This window comes from Novosphingobium sp. BL-S-24, from assembly GCF_055521575.1.
The window spans coordinates 924683-943308 of record NZ_CM145488.1; the positions used below are offsets into that span (position 1 = coordinate 924683).

Annotated in this window: 20 protein-coding genes and 1 pseudogene; 13 read left to right on the forward strand and 8 right to left on the reverse strand. The window is 58.6% G+C overall.

Translation table 11 applies throughout. The features are described 5' to 3' along the window. Positions 1-8: 8 nt before the first annotated feature. A complete protein-coding gene (locus ACZ1JM_RS09690; RefSeq protein WP_465134607.1) occupies positions 9-1322 on the reverse strand; it encodes an AmpG family muropeptide MFS transporter in 1314 nt (437 codons plus the stop codon). A gap of 96 nt (positions 1323-1418) precedes the next feature. Between ACZ1JM_RS09690 and ACZ1JM_RS09695 the strand changes: the two genes are divergently transcribed. After that, entirely contained in the window at positions 1419-2849 is a 1431-nt protein-coding gene (locus ACZ1JM_RS09695; protein WP_465134608.1) for a pseudouridine synthase, read from the forward strand. Then, positions 2846-3409, forward strand: a complete 564-nt coding sequence (gene rsmD / locus ACZ1JM_RS09700; RefSeq protein WP_465134609.1) for a 16S rRNA (guanine(966)-N(2))-methyltransferase RsmD — start codon at positions 2846-2848, stop codon at positions 3407-3409. Before ACZ1JM_RS09695 ends, rsmD begins: the two co-directional genes overlap by 4 nt. A gap of 45 nt (positions 3410-3454) precedes the next feature. On the opposite strand, the gene ACZ1JM_RS09705 is transcribed toward rsmD, so the two are convergent. Continuing rightward, positions 3455-4039 (reverse strand): hypothetical protein, encoded by a 585-nt coding sequence (locus tag ACZ1JM_RS09705; protein WP_465134610.1) that lies wholly within the window; start codon positions 4037-4039, stop codon positions 3455-3457. Between the two features lie 115 nt (positions 4040-4154). Here ACZ1JM_RS09705 and ACZ1JM_RS09710 point away from each other — a divergent pair, with 115 nt between their 5' ends. Continuing rightward, the gene (locus ACZ1JM_RS09710; protein ID WP_465134611.1) at positions 4155-6443 is read left to right on the forward strand and encodes an ATP-dependent helicase; all 2289 of its coding nucleotides are present in this window, start codon (positions 4155-4157) and stop codon (positions 6441-6443) included. Between the two features lie 217 nt (positions 6444-6660). Further along, positions 6661-6963, forward strand: coding sequence for an integrase arm-type DNA-binding domain-containing protein (locus tag ACZ1JM_RS09715; RefSeq protein WP_465134612.1), 303 nt, complete (start codon positions 6661-6663; stop codon positions 6961-6963). Between the two features lie 195 nt (positions 6964-7158). Here the strand turns inward: ACZ1JM_RS09715 and ACZ1JM_RS09720 are convergent, their stop codons facing one another. Then, positions 7159-7617, reverse strand: coding sequence for an Lrp/AsnC family transcriptional regulator (locus tag ACZ1JM_RS09720; protein ID WP_465134613.1), 459 nt, complete (start codon positions 7615-7617; stop codon positions 7159-7161). A gap of 140 nt (positions 7618-7757) precedes the next feature. Between ACZ1JM_RS09720 and ACZ1JM_RS09725 the strand changes: the two genes are divergently transcribed. After that, the gene (locus tag ACZ1JM_RS09725; protein ID WP_465134614.1) at positions 7758-8381 is read left to right on the forward strand and encodes a LysE family translocator; all 624 of its coding nucleotides are present in this window, start codon (positions 7758-7760) and stop codon (positions 8379-8381) included. Between the two features lie 838 nt (positions 8382-9219). On the opposite strand, the gene ACZ1JM_RS09730 is transcribed toward ACZ1JM_RS09725, so the two are convergent. Continuing rightward, the gene (locus ACZ1JM_RS09730) at positions 9220-9681 is read right to left on the reverse strand and encodes a hypothetical protein (protein ID WP_465134615.1); all 462 of its coding nucleotides are present in this window, start codon (positions 9679-9681) and stop codon (positions 9220-9222) included. Positions 9682-9811: 130 nt separating this feature from the next. Here ACZ1JM_RS09730 and ACZ1JM_RS09735 point away from each other — a divergent pair, with 130 nt between their 5' ends. The 3 genes from ACZ1JM_RS09735 to ACZ1JM_RS09745 all read left to right on the forward strand — a co-directional run bounded on the left by ACZ1JM_RS09735 (position 9812) and on the right by ACZ1JM_RS09745 (position 11888). Beyond that, on the forward strand, positions 9812-9940 hold the full coding sequence (locus ACZ1JM_RS09735) for a hypothetical protein (RefSeq protein ID WP_465134616.1): 129 nt from the start codon (positions 9812-9814) through the stop codon (positions 9938-9940). A 282-nt stretch (positions 9941-10222) separates the two neighbouring features. Next, entirely contained in the window at positions 10223-11338 is a 1116-nt protein-coding gene (locus tag ACZ1JM_RS09740; protein ID WP_465134617.1) for an RNA-directed DNA polymerase, read from the forward strand. After that, positions 11298-11888, forward strand: a complete 591-nt coding sequence (locus ACZ1JM_RS09745) for a hypothetical protein (protein ID WP_465134618.1) — start codon at positions 11298-11300, stop codon at positions 11886-11888. Before ACZ1JM_RS09740 ends, ACZ1JM_RS09745 begins: the two co-directional genes overlap by 41 nt. 634 nt (positions 11889-12522) lie before the next feature. On the opposite strand, the gene ACZ1JM_RS09750 is transcribed toward ACZ1JM_RS09745, so the two are convergent. Next, positions 12523-12846: a nucleotidyl transferase AbiEii/AbiGii toxin family protein gene (locus tag ACZ1JM_RS09750; RefSeq protein WP_465134619.1), complete on the reverse strand. Its 324-nt coding sequence runs from the start codon at positions 12844-12846 to the stop codon at positions 12523-12525. Then, positions 12839-13447 carry a DUF6088 family protein gene (locus ACZ1JM_RS09755; RefSeq protein ID WP_465134620.1) on the reverse strand — a complete coding sequence of 203 codons (609 nt, stop codon included), beginning with the start codon at positions 13445-13447 and terminating at the stop codon, positions 12839-12841. Before ACZ1JM_RS09755 ends, ACZ1JM_RS09750 begins: the two co-directional genes overlap by 8 nt. Positions 13448-14498: 1051 nt before the next feature. Between ACZ1JM_RS09755 and ACZ1JM_RS09760 the strand changes: the two genes are divergently transcribed. Both ACZ1JM_RS09760 and ACZ1JM_RS09765 read left to right on the forward strand, forming a co-directional pair. Continuing rightward, positions 14499-15185 (forward strand): type IV toxin-antitoxin system AbiEi family antitoxin domain-containing protein, encoded by a 687-nt coding sequence (locus tag ACZ1JM_RS09760; RefSeq protein ID WP_465135029.1) that lies wholly within the window; start codon positions 14499-14501, stop codon positions 15183-15185. Continuing rightward, positions 15178-16029 carry a nucleotidyl transferase AbiEii/AbiGii toxin family protein gene (locus ACZ1JM_RS09765; RefSeq protein ID WP_465134621.1) on the forward strand — a complete coding sequence of 284 codons (852 nt, stop codon included), beginning with the start codon at positions 15178-15180 and terminating at the stop codon, positions 16027-16029. The genes ACZ1JM_RS09760 and ACZ1JM_RS09765 overlap by 8 nt, the downstream gene beginning before the upstream one ends. A 252-nt stretch (positions 16030-16281) precedes the next feature. Here ACZ1JM_RS09765 and ACZ1JM_RS09770 read toward each other — a convergent pair. Beyond that, positions 16282-16810, reverse strand: a pseudogene (locus ACZ1JM_RS09770) (LysR family transcriptional regulator); the annotation flags it as partial. A gap of 95 nt (positions 16811-16905) precedes the next feature. On the opposite strand from ACZ1JM_RS09770, the gene ACZ1JM_RS09775 reads away from it, so the two are divergent. From ACZ1JM_RS09775 to ACZ1JM_RS09785, 3 genes are read left to right on the forward strand one after another with little or no spacing between them, the layout of a single operon-like run. Next, positions 16906-17235, forward strand: coding sequence for a nuclear transport factor 2 family protein (locus ACZ1JM_RS09775; RefSeq protein WP_465134622.1), 330 nt, complete (start codon positions 16906-16908; stop codon positions 17233-17235). Continuing rightward, positions 17232-17651 carry an SDR family NAD(P)-dependent oxidoreductase gene (locus ACZ1JM_RS09780; RefSeq protein WP_465134623.1) on the forward strand — a complete coding sequence of 140 codons (420 nt, stop codon included), beginning with the start codon at positions 17232-17234 and terminating at the stop codon, positions 17649-17651. The genes ACZ1JM_RS09775 and ACZ1JM_RS09780 overlap by 4 nt, the downstream gene beginning before the upstream one ends. Further along, positions 17546-17788 carry an alpha/beta hydrolase gene (locus ACZ1JM_RS09785; protein WP_465134624.1) on the forward strand — a complete coding sequence of 81 codons (243 nt, stop codon included), beginning with the start codon at positions 17546-17548 and terminating at the stop codon, positions 17786-17788. The genes ACZ1JM_RS09780 and ACZ1JM_RS09785 overlap by 106 nt, the downstream gene beginning before the upstream one ends. 66 nt (positions 17789-17854) lie before the next feature. On the opposite strand, the gene ACZ1JM_RS09790 is transcribed toward ACZ1JM_RS09785, so the two are convergent. Then, the gene (locus ACZ1JM_RS09790; RefSeq protein ID WP_465134625.1) at positions 17855-18601 is read right to left on the reverse strand and encodes a sulfite exporter TauE/SafE family protein; all 747 of its coding nucleotides are present in this window, start codon (positions 18599-18601) and stop codon (positions 17855-17857) included. Positions 18602-18626 lie beyond the last annotated feature (25 nt).

Here is an 18626-nt window from a genome sequence, read left to right on the forward strand (position 1 = left end):
TTACGCCGCTAGACTTCGACTTCGCCTGCCGACCCCATTGCTTGATCGACCAGCCCGGTACGGCTCATCCACCAGAACAGCACGATGCCCGGCAGGGCGGCAAGCGTGGTCAGCAGGTAAAAGTTCACATAACCCAGCGCCTCGATCAGCGCGCCGGCGGTCGTGCCGGTGAGCAGCCGCCCCACCACGCTCGCCGCCGCCGAAATCAGGGCGTACTGGGATGCGGTGTAACGAAGGTCGCACAGCGCCGAGAAATAGGCGATCACCACCACCCCGCCATAGCCGCTGGCAATGTTCTCGAACCCGATGGCGCCAGCCATGCCCCAATTGCTGTGGCCCGCCGCCGCCAGCGCCGCGAAGCTGATGTTGGAAACCCCCATCAGCACCAGCGACAGCATGACCGATCGCTTCAACCCCATGCGCGCATAGGCGACGCCGCCGATGAACACGCCGATCATGTACGCCCAGAAACCAAGGCCGATGTCGTAGATCGCGATCTCGTCATTGCTGAAGCCAAGATCGTTGAACAGCAGCCGGAAAGTAAGGTTCGCCAGCGTGTCGCCGATCTTGTGGACCAGGATGAACAGCAGCACCAGAAATGCGCCGTTGCGACGAAAGAACTCGACAAACGGGCCGACGATCGACGACCAGACTTCGGCCACGCCTTTCTTCTCGACGACGACCTTGCGGCGCTCAGGCTCTCCGAGGAACAGGGCAGCGAGCATGGCTGGAAGCGCGAACACCGCGCAGGCCATGTACCCGACACTCCATCCGTATCGGGCCGACAGGACCAGCGCCAGCGCGCCCGCCCCGGCAGAGCCGATCCGCCAGCCGTACTGGCTCATCCCCGATCCCGTGCCAAGCTGATAGGGCTTGAGCGTCTCGATCCGATAGGCGTCGATTACAATGTCGAAGCTGGCCCCGGCCACGCCGACAAGCACGGCGGCCAGCACGGTCGCGCCAATGTCGGCGGATGGATTGACGAGGGCGAGGTTCACCACCGCCGCCATGACCGCCAGCCCGCACACCAGCATCCAGGAAACTCGCTGCCCCACCCGGTGCAGCAGCGGCAGGCGCACACCATCGATGATCCAGGCCCAGAAGACTTTCAGATTGTAGACCAGGAAGGCCAGGGTGAACGCGGTGACCGTCTTCTTGTCGATCCCGTTCTGCGCCAGCCGGGTGGTCAGCGTGGCGCCGATCATGGCGTAGGGAAAGCCCGAGGACAGACCCAACAGGAACGCCGCCAGCGATTCCCGCTCAAAATAGGGCTTGATGGCCCCCAGGACGCTGCGACGCTCCAAACTGCTATCGGCGTCCACGCCTGTCTCCTGATTGCGAACCGGCCTGCAACTTAGCGGCCCCTCCGGTGAAGGGAAGGCTGGATGATAGGGCGATCAACAGCTATGGGCGCTCGAATGTCCAAACCACCCAGCAAGTCCGGCGGCGCCGGCCGCGGCCGTCCGCCCCAAGGTCCATCCGGCGGCGGATCGTCGCGCGATCGCTCGTCCTCCGGCGAATCCCGTAGCGGCGGCTTCCGCAACGACAGCCCGCGCGGTGGGCCTTCGCGTGGAGCGGGACCGCGTGAGGATGCTTCCCGGGGCGGCGATGGGTCGCGGTATAATTCGGGTGGATCGCGCGGAGCTGCACGCTCCGGCGGACCTCGCGACAATTTCCGGCGGGACGATGCCCCCCGCGGAAAGATCGGTCGGGACGAGGCTGCCCGGCGCGATGGCCCTCGCCCGCCACGTCGTGATGACCGGCCCCGCGCGGATGGTCCCCGCGATGCTCCTGCGCGTGATGGCGCATTTCGCACCGGGCCGAGGGACAGCGCCCCGCGCGGCAAGTATTCGCGCGATGACCTGCCGCGTGGCGGTTCCCGCGATGGCGCACCCCGCGCTACCTATTCGCGCGGCCCTGCCCGCGACAGTCGCTTTGGCGATGATCGGCGCGACAACCGCTACGGCGACGATCGTCGCGACAACCGCTACGGCCGGAACGAGCCATCGCGTGGTCCGCGCCCGATCTCGAACCCCGGTCCCGCACCTCGCGCGGCAGCACCGACACCGAAGAACCCGGCGCTTCCCGCGCGTGAAGGAGAACGGATCGCCAAGCTGCTTGCCCGTGCCGGTGTCGCCAGCCGCCGCGAAGTGGAGCGGATGATCATCGAGGGCCGTGTGAGGCTGGGCGATGATCTGATCGAAACGCCCTCCACCGTGCTGACCAGCCTGGCGGGCGTCACCGTTGACGGCAACCCGGTGGCTGAGGCGGAAGGCACTCGCCTGTTCCTGTTCCACAAACCCGCCGGTCTGATCACGGCCGAGCGTGACCCTGCCGGGCGGCCTACGATCTACAACGCCCTTCGCAATGCGCTGCCTGATGGCGCTGGCCGGGTGATGCCGATCGGACGGCTGGACCTTAATACCGAAGGCCTGCTGCTGCTGACCAACGACGGGGAGTTCAAGCGGCAGCTGGAACTGCCTGCCACCGGGGTTCCGCGCACCTACCGGGCACGCACATTCGGGGACATCACCCAGAGCCGCCTTGAAGAGCTGATGGAAGGCATCGAGGTCGATGGCGTGATCTACGGCAAGATCAACGCCAACATGGAGCGGCGCACCGGCCGCAACCAGTGGATCGAAATGACCCTGACCGAGGGCAAGAATCGCGAAGTCCGCCGCGTTCTGGAAGCGCTGGACCTGCAGGTCAGCCGCCTTCTTCGCGTGTCTTACGGCCCCTTCCGCCTTGGCGATCTGCCCAAGGGCGCGGCGGGTGAAGTCGCGCAAAAGGACCTTGAGAACTTCCGCCGCTCGTTGCGCGAAGGGAAGGCATCGGGAGGCCTGGCTTGACCGGATCGCTCCGCATCGTCGCAGGTGAATGGCGCGGCCGCAAGCTGATCGCGCCGCAAGGCGATACTACTCGCCCCACCGCCGACCGAACCCGGGAAACCCTGTTCTCGATGCTCGTCAGTCGACTGGGCGATTTCGAGGGCCTGAAAGTAGCCGACCTGTTCGCCGGGTCCGGCGCGCTGGGGCTTGAGGCGCTTTCACGCGGCGCGGCGCATTGCCTGTTCGTGGATCAGGACGCGGCGGCGATCCGGGCCATCCGCACCAACATCGCCAATCTTCGGGCGCAAAACCGTAGCGATGTTAGAGCAAGTTCGGTGATGGCGCTGGGACCGGCGAAAGAACCGCTCGATCTCGTCCTGCTTGACCCGCCCTACGAAAGCGGCGCCGGTGCTGTCGCGGTGGACAAGCTGGCGCGGCTGGGTTGGATCGGCGAAGGAACCTGGGTCAGTCTCGAAACCGGCAAGGGCGAGCAGGTCGTCATCCGCGGGTTCGAAACCGAAACCGCGCGCGATGTCGGCAAGGCGCGGCTGCATCTGCTTCGCCGCATCGAAAGAACCTGAAACGTCGTCCCGGACGCAATGCCGGGACGACGAAGGGCTTCAAGGTTACTTGCCGCCGCGATTGCGGCAGTTGTCGGTCACGGTCTTGCTGCAGACCGGATACTTCTTGTCCATTGCAGTAGCCGGCGGCGGGGTCATCGTGCCCTGGCCTGCCATGCTCTGATCATTCTGGTCAGCTGGCATCGTAGTGAGAGCCGCCTGTCCCGCAGTTTGCGGATCCGGCGCGCCACTGGCTGGTATGCCTGCTCCCGAAGGATTTGCCTGCCCGGCAGGGGTCGTCGGCGTCTGGCCATTCATCTGCTGCATGATGGAATTCCACGCCATCTGGCGCTGTTCCGGCGTCATCTTGTAGATCTGGCCACGCTGGTCTGCGGTGAGTGCCCAGTATCCCTTCTGCTGCTCGGGGTTGAGTGACCAGTAATAGACCTTGTAGTCGTTTGGCCAGGCATCATAATCGGTTTTCTGGGCTGCCGGCCACGCATCATACATTGCTTTCTGCGCTGGCGTCATGGTCGGGGCGGCGGCGGTTGAGGTGGGTGCGTCCGTCATCGGGGCCGACTGGGCCTGGAGCGCGGCGGGGACGCTCATCATCGTCAACGCGGCGCATCCTGCGAGCAGTATTTTACGCATGTGTTCTCTCCGATATTTATTTTAGCTGACGGAACGACGAACCACCGGCGGAAATGTTCCAGACACACCGTCATGCAGACTTGCGCCCAGACTTGGCGTTCCCTAGTTGTTCACGGTGAACAATCTGCAAGCCCCCCCTTCCCCCGATGCGCTCATCGCGGGACTCAACGAACCGCAACGCGACGCGGTGATGACTACCGAGGGCCCTGTACTCATGCTGGCGGGCGCGGGAACGGGCAAGACGGCCGCCTTGACCACCCGGCTCGCCCACTTGATTCGCAACCGCCTCGCCTGGCCCAGCGAAATCCTGTGCGTGACTTTCACCAACAAGGCCGCGCGCGAAATGCGCGAACGCGTCGGCCACATGATCGGCCCGGCGGTGGAAGGAATGCCATGGCTCGGCACGTTCCACTCGGTAGCGGCGAAGATGCTGCGGCGGCACGCGGAACTGGTCGGACTGCAATCGAACTACACGATCATCGACACCGACGATCAATTGCGCCTGCTCAAACAGCTGATCGTGGCAGAGGGTGTCGATGAAAAGCGTTTTCCGGCCCGTCAGCTTGCGGGGTGCATCGATCGCTGGAAGAACCGAGGCTTCAACCCGGCGGACATTGATGCCGGCGAAAGCGAGGCCTATGCCAACGGCAAAGGTCAGCACTTTTACCAGCTGTACCAGAACCGCCTGAAAGCGGTGAACGCCTGCGATTTCGGCGATCTGCTGCTACACATGTTGAACATCTTGCGCACGCATCGCGAAGTGCTCGAGCAGTACCAGCAGCGCTTCAAATACGTGATGGTAGATGAATATCAGGACACCAACCAGGTCCAGTACCTGTGGCTGCGCCTGATTGCACAAGGCCGTCAGAACATCTGCGTGGTGGGTGACGACGATCAGTCCATCTACTCCTGGCGTGGGGCGGAAGTCGCTAACATCCTGCGTTTCGAAAAGGACTTTCCCGGCGCCAAGGTGATCCGGCTCGAACAGAACTATCGCTCCACCCCGCAGATCCTTGCCGCCGCGTCCGGTCTCATCAACGAGAACAGCCAGCGGCTCGGCAAGACATTGTGGACCGAGCGTCATCCCGGCGAAAAGGTGCATGTCATCGGTGTCTGGGACGGGCCCGAGGAAGCCCGTCGCGTGGGGGAGGAGATCGAGCGGATCGAGCGTGAAGGCGCCCCACTGGACCAGATCGCCATCCTTGTGCGCGCCCAGTACCAGACGCGCGAGTTCGAAGACCGGTTCATTTCGATCGGCATGAAATATCGCATCGTCGGCGGATTTCGTTTCTATGAGCGCGCCGAAATCCGCGACGCGCTGGCGTATCTTCGGGTTATCGCCCAGCCGCAGGACGACCTCGCCTTCGAACGTATCTACAACAGCCCAAAGCGCGGCCTGGGCGCCAAGGCGTTGGAGGCGCTACACACGCTGGCCCGGCGCCAGAACATCCCACTCGCAATGGCCGCAATCCAGATCGCGGACAGCGACGAGCTTTCCGCGCGACCGCGCAATACGTTTCTCGCGCTGATGCGAGATTTTGCGCGTTGGCGCGAACTGTCTGCCACGGAAAAACCTTCCGACCTGATCCGCACTGTGCTCGACGAATGTGGTTATACCGACGCTCTGCAGGCCGAAAAGACGGCTGAGGCAACCGGGCGACTGGAAAACCTGGCTGAACTCGCCCGCGCCATGGAAGAGTACGACAGCCTCGGCGATTTCCTCGAACACGTCAGCCTCGTCATGGATAACGAGAATGCAGCGGACGAGGAAAAGGTCACGATCATGACCATGCACGCCGCCAAGGGGCTGGAATTCGACAACGTATTCCTGCCGGGCTGGGAAGAAGGCGTGTTTCCTTCCCAGCGTGCGCTGGACGAGGGCGGTCTCGCCAGCCTGGAAGAGGAACGCCGGTTGGCGTACGTCGCCATCACGCGTGCCCGGCGCAAGTGCACGATCCTCCACGCGGCAAACCGACGCATCTATGGCCAGTGGACCAGTTCCATCCCGTCGCGCTTCGTGGCCGAATTACCGGACGACCATGTGGAAACCGAAACCACCCTGTCTGGCGGCGCGTCCCTGTGGCGGGCGCAGTGGTCGGAGCATGCCGATCCTTTCGCCGACGTCGCTCGCGCACAGCCTTCGCGCACTGTCACCCGTGGCCCGGGTTGGCAACGAGCCGCCGCGCAGGAATTCGACACCAAACCCAAGCGCGTCGCCGAAAGCTCCCGCAGCGCCGCCAGCTTCGCTGCCAAGCCTCGCGCCGACATCGCCACAGGATCGCGCGTTTTTCATGAAAAGTTCGGCTACGGCACCGTTGCGGCGCAGGAAGGCAACAAGCTCGAGATCGACTTCGAACATTCGGGCCGCAAGCGCGTGATCGACAGCTTCGTCAAACCCGCCTGATCATCAGGCCAGCGTGATCAGGCAAACGAGTGCCTGAACTGGCAAAGCCCTGCTGGGTTCGAACCAGCGACCTACTGATTAAAAACAAAAGTTCAATGATTTGGCAACTTTGCCCCCAACTCCCATGTAGCCTAAATCCCCTTGTTTTCGGTGATTTTTCACTGCACTTCTTATTCTGCGATAGCTTCGAAACGCTCTCTACTGCTGTTTGCGGTGGTTGCTAGCAGTTGGAAATGGGCAACTTACAAAGAGAACGATCGACCGCTTAGAGGTCATATCAACGGCGCCAAGCATCCTTTCGGATGATCAGCTACCCGGTTTCGGGGTGAAAGCTTTCCTCACTGGCCCCAAACGGTTCATCCTGAAATGCCGCACAGGCGGCGGTGGCCGAGCAGCTAAACAGCGATGGATGACGCTCTTATGGACAATGACGCTCGACCAAGCTCGAGGTCTAGCAAGGCAGGCGCGTGCAGAAATTGCTGGTGAAGGTAACCCGCAGGATGCCAAATGCAAGCTGTGAGCCGCTCCAACCTCACTGGGTGTATGGGACCGATTTGAGCGTGAGCAACTCGATCGCCAAAAGGCAATCACGCCGCGCGATTACAAAGCAGCTTGGAAGATCTCAAAGCACCTCGGCTGAGGTCGACAAAATCGAAGCAATGACACCTGCCCTCGGACGGATGGGCTCACAATAGCGAAAAATACGGTTGCGCTTCTAAAGCGGAAGCTCGTTGGTCGCCTTGATCGAACGCAACACTATCCAAGACTTAAGCGCGGTGACACCGCCGGTGACGGTCATTATCCGGTCGATGAGGTCGGCTAGTTCGCTCAGATCGTGAACCGCCACCTTGAGAATAAGGTCAACATCGCCGCTTTGCATATAACATTCAAGCACCTCCGGCGCTTCGCGCACGAACTGGTAAAATGTGTCATTTTTGTCCCGCTGATGCTCTCGGAGGCTGATCAGCACATGCGCAAGGATTGCCAATCCCAAGCGCTCGCGGCTCAGCGTGGCGACCATGCCTTCCACATATCCGTCCGCCCGTAGTCGATCGAGTCGGCGCGCGCATTGGCTGGCGGACAGGTGAACGCTTTCCGCGAGCTTGGCATATGTCAGGCTGCCGTCGCGCTGGATCGCGCGAAGCAGACGGAGATCAAAGGCATCGAGGTTCATGACAGGACAATGCGCGTATCTCGCATAAATGCCAACGTCTATGCGAAAAACTAAGCATCAAGCGACCATATTTCGGTCAAAATGCGTACTTCCGCGGTGGCTCCAGCGGTATCTATGCCATTTTAATTCTGAGGCAAGTTATGATCGTGATTCCTACGGATCTTCCCGCCTTCATTGCTTCATCCATCCTATTGGCGTTCGTTCCCGGTCCAGACCTGCTATTCGTTTTGACCGAAACGATACTGCGTGGAAGGAGGGCAGGCCTCCTGGCGACCGCAGGCCTTTGCAGCGGCCTGCTGGTGCATACAGCGGCCGTTGCGCTAGGTGTCGCAACGTTACTTCAGGCGTCGCCCACAGCTTTTGCCGCCCTTCGATTTTTGGGGGCGGCCTATCTGCTCTACCTCGCATGGCGGACCTTTAGCGCGTCGCACGCGGCAGTCGAAGGCGACGAGCCAGCACCGGTCATCACGAAGGCAATCTATCGCCGTGCTGCGATCATGAACGTCACGAATCCAAAAGTGCTGATATTCTTCCTCGCATTCCTGCCGCAGTTCGCCCAGCCGTCGCGGGGCGGCATGGCGGGCCAGATGCTTGTGCTCGGCGCAACCTTCATGGCTTGCACTGCCCTGTGCTTCTTCGTCATCACCTTGGCAGCGCATCCGATCGGAGGATGGATTAGGAGAAAGCCCTCCCGGCAGGTGCGCCTCAATCAGGGTGCGTCCGTTGTGTTCGTAATGCTGGCCGTGAAGCTGGTCCTATTCTGACTGCGATTACGCAATGCCGGCTATAACCGTTTATAGGTTCACGATCTAAAGCGCAGATATTCCTCAAGCATAGCGACAATGTCCGGCGCGCGCTGTAGGACTACTTCCCTAAACAACTCTTCCTTGCTTGCAAAATGGTAGATAGCAAGGCCGTGCGGTACCTGCGCGAGCTCCTAATCTGTCGCATCAACGCGCCAAAACAGCCTCGCTCAGCAAAGGCCTCGTCCGCAGCGTCGAGAAAGGCCAACTTCCCCGAAGCTGTCATTGATCCCTGCCGGAACATGGCCGAGGCGCACAGAGCGAAGTCCCTTAAATGGCGATCCAGATCGCTTGACCATAAAACTCTACGATCATGCAGTTTGGACGAGAAGCGGGAATGATCCGCATTTTCGTCGACATCGGATCATCATGATAGGGAGGAGAGAATGCACGAACGGCCGAACATAGCCCTTCTTCGATTGATCGGCGGAGCGCCCGACTCCGACAGATATGAGCGCGTTTTGAGCGTCGAGCTAGCCAACACCCGTCGGGTTGGCGTGTTTAGTCATCGTGATGCCCTGCTGCGCGATCGTGATTCATTTGTTCGGACGGCTTTACGACCTTTCGGACTGAGTGCTAGGGGGGCATCAGATCAGCCGTTGCTCATCAGGCGGTCGCAAACGACGCGGTCGACTGGCGCCCCGTTTCCTCATGTCCTTAGCGTTCTGACGCTCGGCGACACGAAATTGGTGGCCCTGTCGCCCCTGCCCACTTCATTCCTTCATTGATCGAGCATGAGTTCTGTTGAAGCGTCAATCGACCTGCGCGTCGGCGGAATCAGCCGAATTGCAGCCCGGCATCAGCGTATGACATGGCGGGCTGGTTGCGTTGGAGCGGGGCCGTGGTTCGGTAGCGATGTCTCGGCGCTTCGAAGCTTCGGCCTAGGATTTTGGGGCCGGAGTTGGTTTTCTTGGCAACGGTTGGCGACATCTTCACAAGCATCATCCCACGTCATATCTGGAAAGCGATATTGAGGGTAGCTGATGCGCCATACCTTCATCAGAGCATCGCCCGCCTCTAACTCCCTCTCGTATATTAGTTCTTGGCGTTTCAAAGTCATTCTATGAACATCAGTTGCTTTTGCGAGTTCGGACCGGTGCGTTTCTAGGGCTTCATTCAGTTTCCCTTGATGGTCTTGCAGCCATCTTTTTGATGCATGGTTACTCATGAACTTGGCGACACCAGCCGATACTACACCCACGCCACCAAGCGCCGTCACCGCCGTTAACCCGGCCGTCACAAGGTCCGTATAATCTACCATCGCTGAACCTATCGCTTATTGAAGGATCATCCTAACGCTCGACAAAAAACTCCGGGCGCGGGAGACAGGTCGTTTACCATCCGCAACGTCGGAACTTTTGTGGACGTAATCACAATGGCGCGAGAACGTAATGCAGACCACCCGCTTCAGCGCGGTAAACGAGGAGTTCGGCGACGTCGTTCTCGGTTGCGATTTGAAACCACGTCCGGCGCTGCATCCGGTTGCAGGCTTCCGTAGTCGCGAGAAGACCGCAGGATAATCACCATCGTGGACGGCAGCGTCATGAAGGCGGCCTCATGGATAGACAGCATTAGTGCATGCACGGGACAAACTTATGCCCGCGTGCGAGACGCGAAAATACTGGTTTCAGCTCACCGCTTACCTGATCCTTTCCCGAGCACTGGCGGAGACTTGGCATGTTACACAACCGCCCGTCCGGCGAGCGCCACCCTCCGCTTGGACCGCGTGAGAGCACCATCGGGAAGCAAACGAGGTTGCCGTTCCAGTACGCATCCGCCAACTTGCCCGAAGGGGGACGCTAATGACGAAAGACCAAAGGCTGCTGGCCCTTCTAGGCAGGGGATATTTTCCAGACGAGTTGCCCCCGTCGTTTACGAGCATGACCTTTGCCAAATATCGTAATGCTATCGGAAAGGCCTGGGCCGGGGCACAGGCGCAATACCCCAAAACCGTTCCCGAAATATTCTCGATACCCAAAGCAAAAAAGGTTCGTCGCGATCTTTCTATCGTGAACCCCATTGCAGAATATCATGTTTGCAAATTGATCGCCGATAACTGGATCACGCTTCGTAAACATTTACAATCTTGCGACCTCGGCCCAGCGCCACTCGAGATTATGTCCAGTGACCAGCGAGCGATACCAATCCCTGACTTCCGCCTGATCAGCCTTCGCCAGGCGGAAATATCCGCATCTTTCGATAACTTGCTCATTGCCGACGTTTCTCGGTTTTATGGCACCCTGTACACTCATGCAATACCCTGGGCGCTTCATACGAAGTCTAGGGCAAAGAAACACTTAAACACCCCAATCTACGACAACTCATTGGGAGCAAAACTCGATAGAGCTGTAAGAAAAGGAAATGACAACCAAACCATTGGCATACCAGTAGGGCCCGATAGTTCGAGAATACTTTCAGAGATTGTCGCTGTGGCTGTAGATAAAGAACTGAGGGGAAGCTTGAAGGTCTCCTCGTCCTGCCTGCTGCGCAATGTAGACGACTGGTATGTCGGCTTTGACAGCGCTGGCCAGGCGGAAGATGCCATAGCTGCGATAGCAACCGCGTGCCGCACATATCAGCTAGAAATACACCCCGATAAAACGCGATCAGGTCACGCTGGAACGATGATTAACGCGGTTTGGCCTACCACTCTTCGACAAACACCGTTTCGGCAGGCAGTGTACCCACAGGGCCAAGATATAGAGCACTTTTTCGCACTCGCGTTTGATTATGCAAATGCAAATGCAAATGCAAATGCAAATGCAAATGCAAACCCAAACATTTTAGACTTCGCAGTCAAGCGAACAATGTCCGTCAAGGTTCACCCGGATAATTGGCATCGCTATGAGACATATCTTCTGAAGGCGGTCAGGTCCAATGCCCACAACAATACCCGCCGTAGTTCAGATATTTGCTAGTTATAATGAATTGGCTTATCCGTTGGGGAATACTCGCATAGCGAAGCTGATCAGTGATCTAATTCGCCGCTGCGCCCCGACGGGGAGTCACGCCGAAGTTTCGTGGGCACTCTTCCTCGCGAAAGCGTTAAAGATCACACTTACTTCGTCCGACGTCGGGCCTGTTTCTGGTGTAGAAAGTTCCGTTTGCGCGCTAATCGCACTCGACCTGCGTTCCCTCGGACTAATCAACGGCACGCTGGACACCTCCCTGTGGCAGCAGAGTATGAATACGGCTGGTTTGAGATCTAATAATTGGCTGCTAGCCTACGAGGCGAACATCAAAGGCTGGTTACCAACCGTAGCCCCCAATTATCTCGACGATCACACACATTTCTCTGTATTGAAAAATCACGGCATCAGCTTCTACGACGTCAAAAAGAACGTAAAACGTATCAAGGCACGGAAGCCAAAACGTGTTTCACCTGCGCTTGCTGAATACCTCGCTGCGACCAAACCTGAACCATTCCAGATAGCCGCCCAACTCATGGGCATGTCGATGACAGGCTGATGTTGGCAACGGCAAGCGCCTAACTCCATTCGCCCACAGTCTACGCAGCACCTTCTTCGGAGCCATTCCCTAATGCTGACCACCATCGCGCCCCTCTACGACGCTCTGCTTGACCGTGTGTCGGGAGCGACCCGCGACTTGAAGTCTGACGATATGACCGAGAAACTGGTTGCCTTGATCGTTGCCTCGCGCGGTTTTTTGATGACACTAAACCGCGTTCCGCTAATTTCTAAGGTTTTGGGCAAAGAATATTTCATGTTTTGCGACGCGGCGGGGAATAAGACCTCTCGACCTGTCAATACTGCTTTATTTAACGATGCCTTACCTGCTGAACAAATCAGATCGCTACTAAGCTGCAATGTTGAAGGACTAACAGAGGATCAAATCACGGCAGGCGTATATTCATGCGCGATTGCCTATTGCTGCGCGACGGACATTCTTAAAGCGTCGGACCAAAAAACACCCGGCACGTTCTTTGAAGTAATCATAGGCCACATGGTAGCGCGGTCATTAGGGGTAAACCCAGAAACTTCAATTACGGTTCCTACTTTGGATGTAAAGATCACCTTACCAACCGATTACGTGTTCGATCTAGGCCCAGATAAGAACAGAGTTCACCTGCCGATCAAAACTTCTACGCGGGAGCGCGTCGTGCAAGTTTGGTGCCGATGTCCGGATCCATGGGCGATGCGACATCCTCGATCAACGGCGCCGATCGCCGGATCGTAAGGTCGATGTCTTCCGAAAAGCGTGCGATGATCCCGTAGGCCTTCGACAGCGACGTTCCGCCCTTGAACGTCAGATGGCCCGCCAACTCTCGAGTCTGGGTCAGGCGACGAAGCGTCCAGCAAACCCAGAAATCCTTCTCGATGACGAGAGCGGTCAAATCGCGACGAGCTGCACATTCCTCGACAAAGACAATCCGCTCTTCAGCGGGGCGTCGTGCGAATTCATCCATGGCGGGCTTCCTGAATCTTGAGAATCACGTCGCTCATCCATCCGGACATCCGCGAGCGGGCCCTAAGGAGGGCGTGCATGTCGCGATCATCCACCTGGTTCGCAAATTTTCCGATGGCATCGGCATCGACCTGCCCTTTTCCCAAGTGCGCGAGCGCTTGCACGATCGCATTAGCAGATGCGCTCGCGTTCTCCAGAACCGGTGCCCGGCTGTGCCGGAGAGTCAGACTGCGTCCGGCGGCACGCTTGATCCGCGTAGGACCATTTGTCGCATAGCTCGCTTTGGCGGGCACCTGCGTCGAAAGGCCCAGGCTATTTGCAGCCATAGCGCCCGAAGGAGCGAACCGGTCGCCGGCTTGCGTGGAGACAGCGTCTGCCAGTCTGTTGGTTTCGGGGCTCAGGGCACCCAACGTCGCATGAAGACGCGGATAATCGTAAAGACCTCGGCCAATGCGGCGAATCTCTCCAGCCTTGGCGAGTCGGGACAAGGCCACGTCTATTGCGCCGCGCGTCCCGAAGTCGACAAAATGCTTGGGCGTGAAGACCCAACCGCGGCCCTTCCCGCGTACACGCTTCATAATCCTGTCGCTCACGGCCAGCATAGCTTGCTCCTAGGCGTTAGATATTAGCGCACTAGTTTCTAACAGACCAGATGATAAAATGGGGCCGAAATATGAGGGAAAATCGTGGTCTATGGCTACCAGCACCATTGACGACCCCCAAGGGTCTGTAACGCAGACAAGCCCTGTCCGATACGACGGCCTGTCTCCCGGTGCGCAGCGAATGCCCCCCTCGGCATACTAGGTGCATGAACGCGGATTTCGGTCTAGAGCTATCGGCGACCGGAGAGGTGCAGATAGTAGGCTCGAAACAGGAACACTGCCTACATCTTCCTTTTCTTGCCTTCGAACCCGTCCTTGACGTCATCGATCCAGGCGACGATTTCATGGTCGCTCCACCGGGAGGCGCCATTGGCGAGCCTATAGGGAGCTGGGAAACGGTCTTCCTAGATGAGACGATAGACCATCGACTTGCCTAGGCCGACCCGACGCTTGACCTCGTCCAGCTTGATGAAACGGTCAGGGCTATCCCTCTCGGTATTCATTTCAATACCGGCCAGAGCATTGGAGCGGACGGATTCCTGCCTCCCGAATGAATGCCGTTCGAATGATCGAAGGGGCGGCATTTATTCGGATGTGCAAATTTGTCGGTTTCATATGGACCTCCACCGCATCGCTCGCCACGACGGGTTCGGCCTAGGATCTGCTAGCCACATCCTTAAAGATAGACATTCTCTGGTATCTCGAGGGTCTGTTTCAGGGTCGCCGGTTGCATATCTCCTGCGGCCGTTCTCCCGCGAAATTTTTAAACTACGTGTGAAGATCGCTTCGAAGCCGGCAAACCAACGAGTACAGAAGAGGACTCGAAAACGAGCAATTCTGGCGCAGAAAACCGCCATTTCTTGAGCATTGTCGCGAGCTGATACCATGATCGATACCCAGGGACTTTTTGTCGGAGCGGTTCGAGTCCTGAAGCCCCCGAAATTGTGAGTGTGCCCAGGTGATTCGATAAAGCCGCTTTGGGGAGGCGGTAGCCCTTGCTGTCATTCGAGAAATTCTTGAAACTTTCATTTATTGAATGTATCTGGAATTTATGAGCGCGCTTTCGGAACAGATTTCGGGATCAGGCCTTGCTGAGCGGGTCTTCAACGAAGACCAGCTTCGTGAGTTGTTGGGCGGGAGCGATGCCCGCCGTCATGCTCTGGTACACAGGGCTTTGAAGGACGGTTCTCTGATCCGCCTCAAGCGGGCCACCTACATTTTGGGTCAGCGATCCAGCAACGATGCCATCCATCCCTTCGTGGCTGCCCAGGCGCTTTTGCCAGGGAGCTACATCTCCTTTGAAACCGCCCTCGCTTACCATGGCTGGATTCCGGAGGCCGTCTTCACCACGGCAAGCGTTTCGCCCAGCCGCAAGACGATTACCTATGACACGTCATCCTTCGGGCAATTCAGCTTTCATCCCCTCGCGCTCAAAGAATACCAGTTTCTGACGAGTGTCGACCGGGAAAAGTTCGGCAAACTTGCGGCATTCGTCGCACAGCCTTTACGAGCAATGATGGATCTGGTCGCCTTAAGGAAAGAACGCTGGTCCGGTTTGGACTGGCTTACCACGGGCATGCGCATCGACGAGGATCAGCTGTTGTCGCTTAAACGCAAGAATTTCTCCGCACTCCGCCCCGTTTACAAGCATAAGGCCGCCAACCATTTTCTTCATTCACTTGAAGACGCCATTTTGACGAACAAAGGCGCAGTCAAAGGACGCCTCGCGGATGATTGAAATCATTCAAGAGAAGCTTCGCCAATATCGAGCGACCAACGCGGTCGAAGAAGAGAATGCGACCAAGGAGATCATCCAAGAGATCGCTCTGTACGCGCTATGGCGTGGCGACTTTTTCGATGTTGCCCTTTTCCAGGGCGGCACGAGCCTACGCATCCTGCACCATCTGCCAAGGTTTTCCGAAGACCTCGATTTCATGCTCCGGTCACCGAACCCCGAGTTCGACTGGGCACCCTATCTCAAAATTCTGGTCGAGGTTTTCGCACAGTTCGGATTGAAGCTCGATGCCCAGCCGAAGGAGAGGATGGACAAAGCGGTTCGGGAGGCGGTGCTCAAGGATGACTCCATCGCGAGCCAGCTCGACCTGACCTTCGCGGGAACAGGACGCCGCAAGACCATCAGGATCAAGCTGGAGATCGACACCAATCCACCGCCCGGGTCCGGGGAAGCCAGCACCTTTCTCGATTTCCCTGCCGATTACGAGGTGCGGCATCAGGATCTGCCTTCTAACTTTGCATTGAAAATACACGCACTTCTTTGCCGAGGATATCTGAAAGGGCGGGATTGGTTTGACTTCTCTTGGTATGTTTCGAACGGGGTGCTTCCCAATCTGACACATCTCCAAGCCGCCCTCATCCAGGTAGGTCCATGGACGGGGCAGGAAGGCTTCAAGATCGACATGGCATGGCTGGAGGACACGCTGCAGAACACCATAGCCACTATCGACTGGAAAGCCGCCGCCGGCGATGTCAGGCGCTTCCTGCGCCCAGCGGAGGCAAAGTCGATGGAATTATGGAGCGAACGCTTCTTCCTGGCGAAGCTTGAGAAGATAGGGGCTGTCTGACTGGGTCATTCAATACCGAGAATTAGCGGCGTTCCGCCCTCATTTACGACGGGTTTTCCATGCCGCAGACGGAAATTCTGGCAGTTCCCGCTATAAAGCTGTCTGGCCATTTTGCAGATTGAACCGGACCGGCACCCAAATAGGGGGTCTGAACGGTGAAGCTAGTGGAGTTGTCGATTACCGGAACCAACTTTCCGGCAGAAGCCGACCAGCGCACGAACCCGCTCTGCGGGAGGGTCGCTTTGGGTGGGCAATGGCTCTGTCTTTGAGAAAGCCGGGAGACGCGACGACCGCGATACGTTGCATCTGACCCAGCGGTATGGCGATCGCGTCGCTGGGCACCAAGTCCGCACGTCGCACGCCCAGATCAAATTCCGCCGCCACGACGTCTACCAGCCGCCCCTCGGTGACCATGACCCTGCGGGTAGCGCTGCATATCGTTCAGAACGAGCGGCACCATGATCTCGCGCGCGGCCGTTGCGAACGCATTGATGCGCAAGGTTCCGGATGGCGTCTCCTGTTGCGACCGCGCCGTATCCATCGCCTTCTGGATGCCTTCAAATGCTGGTTTAATCTGCGCGACAAAGATCCGCCCCGCGTGCGTAAGTGACACGCTGCGCGTAGTGCAATTGAATAATCGTACGGCTAGGTCCCGCTCGAGCTTGCCCACCGCGTTGCTGATCGCCGTCGACATGCCGAGATCGAGCGCCGCCGCGCGAAACGAGCCGCACCGCCCGATGGCGAGAACCGCCGCTAGCTCAAGAAACGAATGGCGATTCATTATTCCGATATTCGTGACATGGCATGCCGATTTGTCTCGATTATCAGGCGGAAAGTCCACCGCTACATAGACCTCGTCACCATCAAGAGATGATCATGTTAGTAGACCTGCCCAAGCCGATCGCCGACTATGTCGAGGCGAGCGCCCGTCTCGATATCGACGGCATGTTGAAGCCCTTTCAGCGCGACGCCATCTTCATTGACAACGGCAAGCATTTCGAGGGCGGGGCGGCGATCCGCCAACTGCTCGAAGAAGAAGTGATCCCGGTGAAGGCGATCTTCACGCCGGATACTGCTCGGGAAGAAGGCGACCACGTCGTGGTCGAAGGCCCCGCCCATGGAAAATTTCAGGGCAGCCCGCTCCGCTTCACTTATCGCTTCGCGCTGTCGGCCGGCGCCATCGAGACGCTGGAGGTCACGCTATGAGTATCAAGGTCGATCCCGCCAAGTTCGCCGGCAAACGCGTTCTCGTCAGCGGTGGCACCAAGGGTTTGGGGCGCGCCACGGTAGAGCGTTTCCTGACTGGCGGAGCCCGTGTCATCACCGCCGCCCGCACGATCAGGGATGCCATGGAGGGCGTCGACTATGTGCAGGCGGACCTGACGACCGCCGAGGGCGGCGAGGCACTGGCCAAGGCGGCGATCAAGCGGCTGGGCGGCATCGACATTGATCTGCCCCCACCGAGTGGCCCAGAGACTATGATAGTCTGGACCCCGAAAGCGATGTCGGCCATGTTGTGCCCGCGCGCGCGCGCGATGTCTCGAGCCTTCCCCCGGCCTATATCTGCGTCGGGGCGCTGGATCTGTTTCTGGAGGAAGAACTGGACTATGCACGCCGCCTGATGCGGGCGGGCATTGCGGTGGAACTTCACATTTTCCCCGGCGCCATCCATGCCTTCGAACTGGCTGCCGAAGCAGCCGTCTGCCAGCGCGCCGAGACAGAGCGCCGGGTGGCACTGGCCCGTGCCTTCGGTAGCTAAAGCTCGGCCCGATCATTTCGAGACGGCATCCGCTCGCAATCCCAAAACACGGCGTTCTCAGCGCAATTATTGATAGGCCCGAATTAAAAGGCCGAGAAACAACAGAAACCCGAGCAGCAAAATGCCAAGTCTTAGCCATCGCTCGCTGATCCGCCGAAGCAACCATACGCCCCACAGACCGCCCAAGATCGCACCGATGCCAAGGACGGCGGCCTCGACCAGCGGCACATGTGTGGTGATAAGAAAAATGACGACGGCCGCTGCATTAATCAAACTGGCAAGAACATTCTTCGCCGCGCTGGCTCCCCGAACTCCAAATCCCGCTATCGTCAGAAGCGTGATTATCAGAAAGCCCATGCCACCACTGAAGTAGCCGCCATAGAGCGCAATGACACCTTGCAGCGGCACGGCGCGAACGGGGCCTATACGAACCTTCGCCTCAGCCGGTTTTTTAACGAAGCTGCTCCAGGCGAAAATCCCCGTCGCGACGAGCACGAGCCAGGGCACCACGACATTGAACGCGGCCGACGAGGTTATCAACAGGAGCGCAGCACCCACGGCTCCGCCTGCCAGGCTGATGACGGCGAGTTTTCTGAAAGCGACGCCGGGCACCTGTTCGATCAGCTGACGCCCCGCAAAGCCGCTGATCACCTGACCCGGGAACAGCGCAATGCACGACGCAATATTGGCTGTTTTCGCGTCGAATCCCGCCAGAATGAGCGCGGGCAGTGTCACGAAAGACCCGCCACCCGCCAAAGCATTTTGCGCCCCCGCCCATAAGCCTGCGAGAAACAGAACGAGGAGCGTCAGCACGGACAATAACCATAGCCTTCAAGAC

Coding starts and splice junctions, on each gene's coding strand:
- ACZ1JM_RS09695 (WP_465134608.1), top strand. CDS start 1,419: ATGTCCAAACCACCCAGCAAGTCCGGCGGCGCCGGCCGCGGCCGTCCG.
- ACZ1JM_RS09705 (WP_465134610.1), bottom strand. CDS start 4,039: ATGCGTAAAATACTGCTCGCAGGATGCGCCGCGTTGACGATGATGAGC.
- ACZ1JM_RS09720 (WP_465134613.1), bottom strand. CDS start 7,617: ATGAACCTCGATGCCTTTGATCTCCGTCTGCTTCGCGCGATCCAGCGC.
- ACZ1JM_RS09725 (WP_465134614.1), top strand. CDS start 7,758: ATGATCGTGATTCCTACGGATCTTCCCGCCTTCATTGCTTCATCCATC.
- ACZ1JM_RS09730 (WP_465134615.1), bottom strand. CDS start 9,681: ATGGTAGATTATACGGACCTTGTGACGGCCGGGTTAACGGCGGTGACG.
- ACZ1JM_RS09735 (WP_465134616.1), top strand. CDS start 9,812: ATGCAGACCACCCGCTTCAGCGCGGTAAACGAGGAGTTCGGCGACGTC.
- ACZ1JM_RS09740 (WP_465134617.1), top strand. CDS start 10,223: ATGACGAAAGACCAAAGGCTGCTGGCCCTTCTAGGCAGGGGATATTTT.
- ACZ1JM_RS09745 (WP_465134618.1), top strand. CDS start 11,298: ATGCCCACAACAATACCCGCCGTAGTTCAGATATTTGCTAGTTATAAT.
- ACZ1JM_RS09750 (WP_465134619.1), bottom strand. CDS start 12,846: ATGGATGAATTCGCACGACGCCCCGCTGAAGAGCGGATTGTCTTTGTC.
- ACZ1JM_RS09755 (WP_465134620.1), bottom strand. CDS start 13,447: ATGCTGGCCGTGAGCGACAGGATTATGAAGCGTGTACGCGGGAAGGGC.
- ACZ1JM_RS09760 (WP_465135029.1), top strand. CDS start 14,499: ATGAGCGCGCTTTCGGAACAGATTTCGGGATCAGGCCTTGCTGAGCGG.
- ACZ1JM_RS09765 (WP_465134621.1), top strand. CDS start 15,178: ATGATTGAAATCATTCAAGAGAAGCTTCGCCAATATCGAGCGACCAAC.
- ACZ1JM_RS09775 (WP_465134622.1), top strand. CDS start 16,906: ATGTTAGTAGACCTGCCCAAGCCGATCGCCGACTATGTCGAGGCGAGC.
- ACZ1JM_RS09780 (WP_465134623.1), top strand. CDS start 17,232: ATGAGTATCAAGGTCGATCCCGCCAAGTTCGCCGGCAAACGCGTTCTC.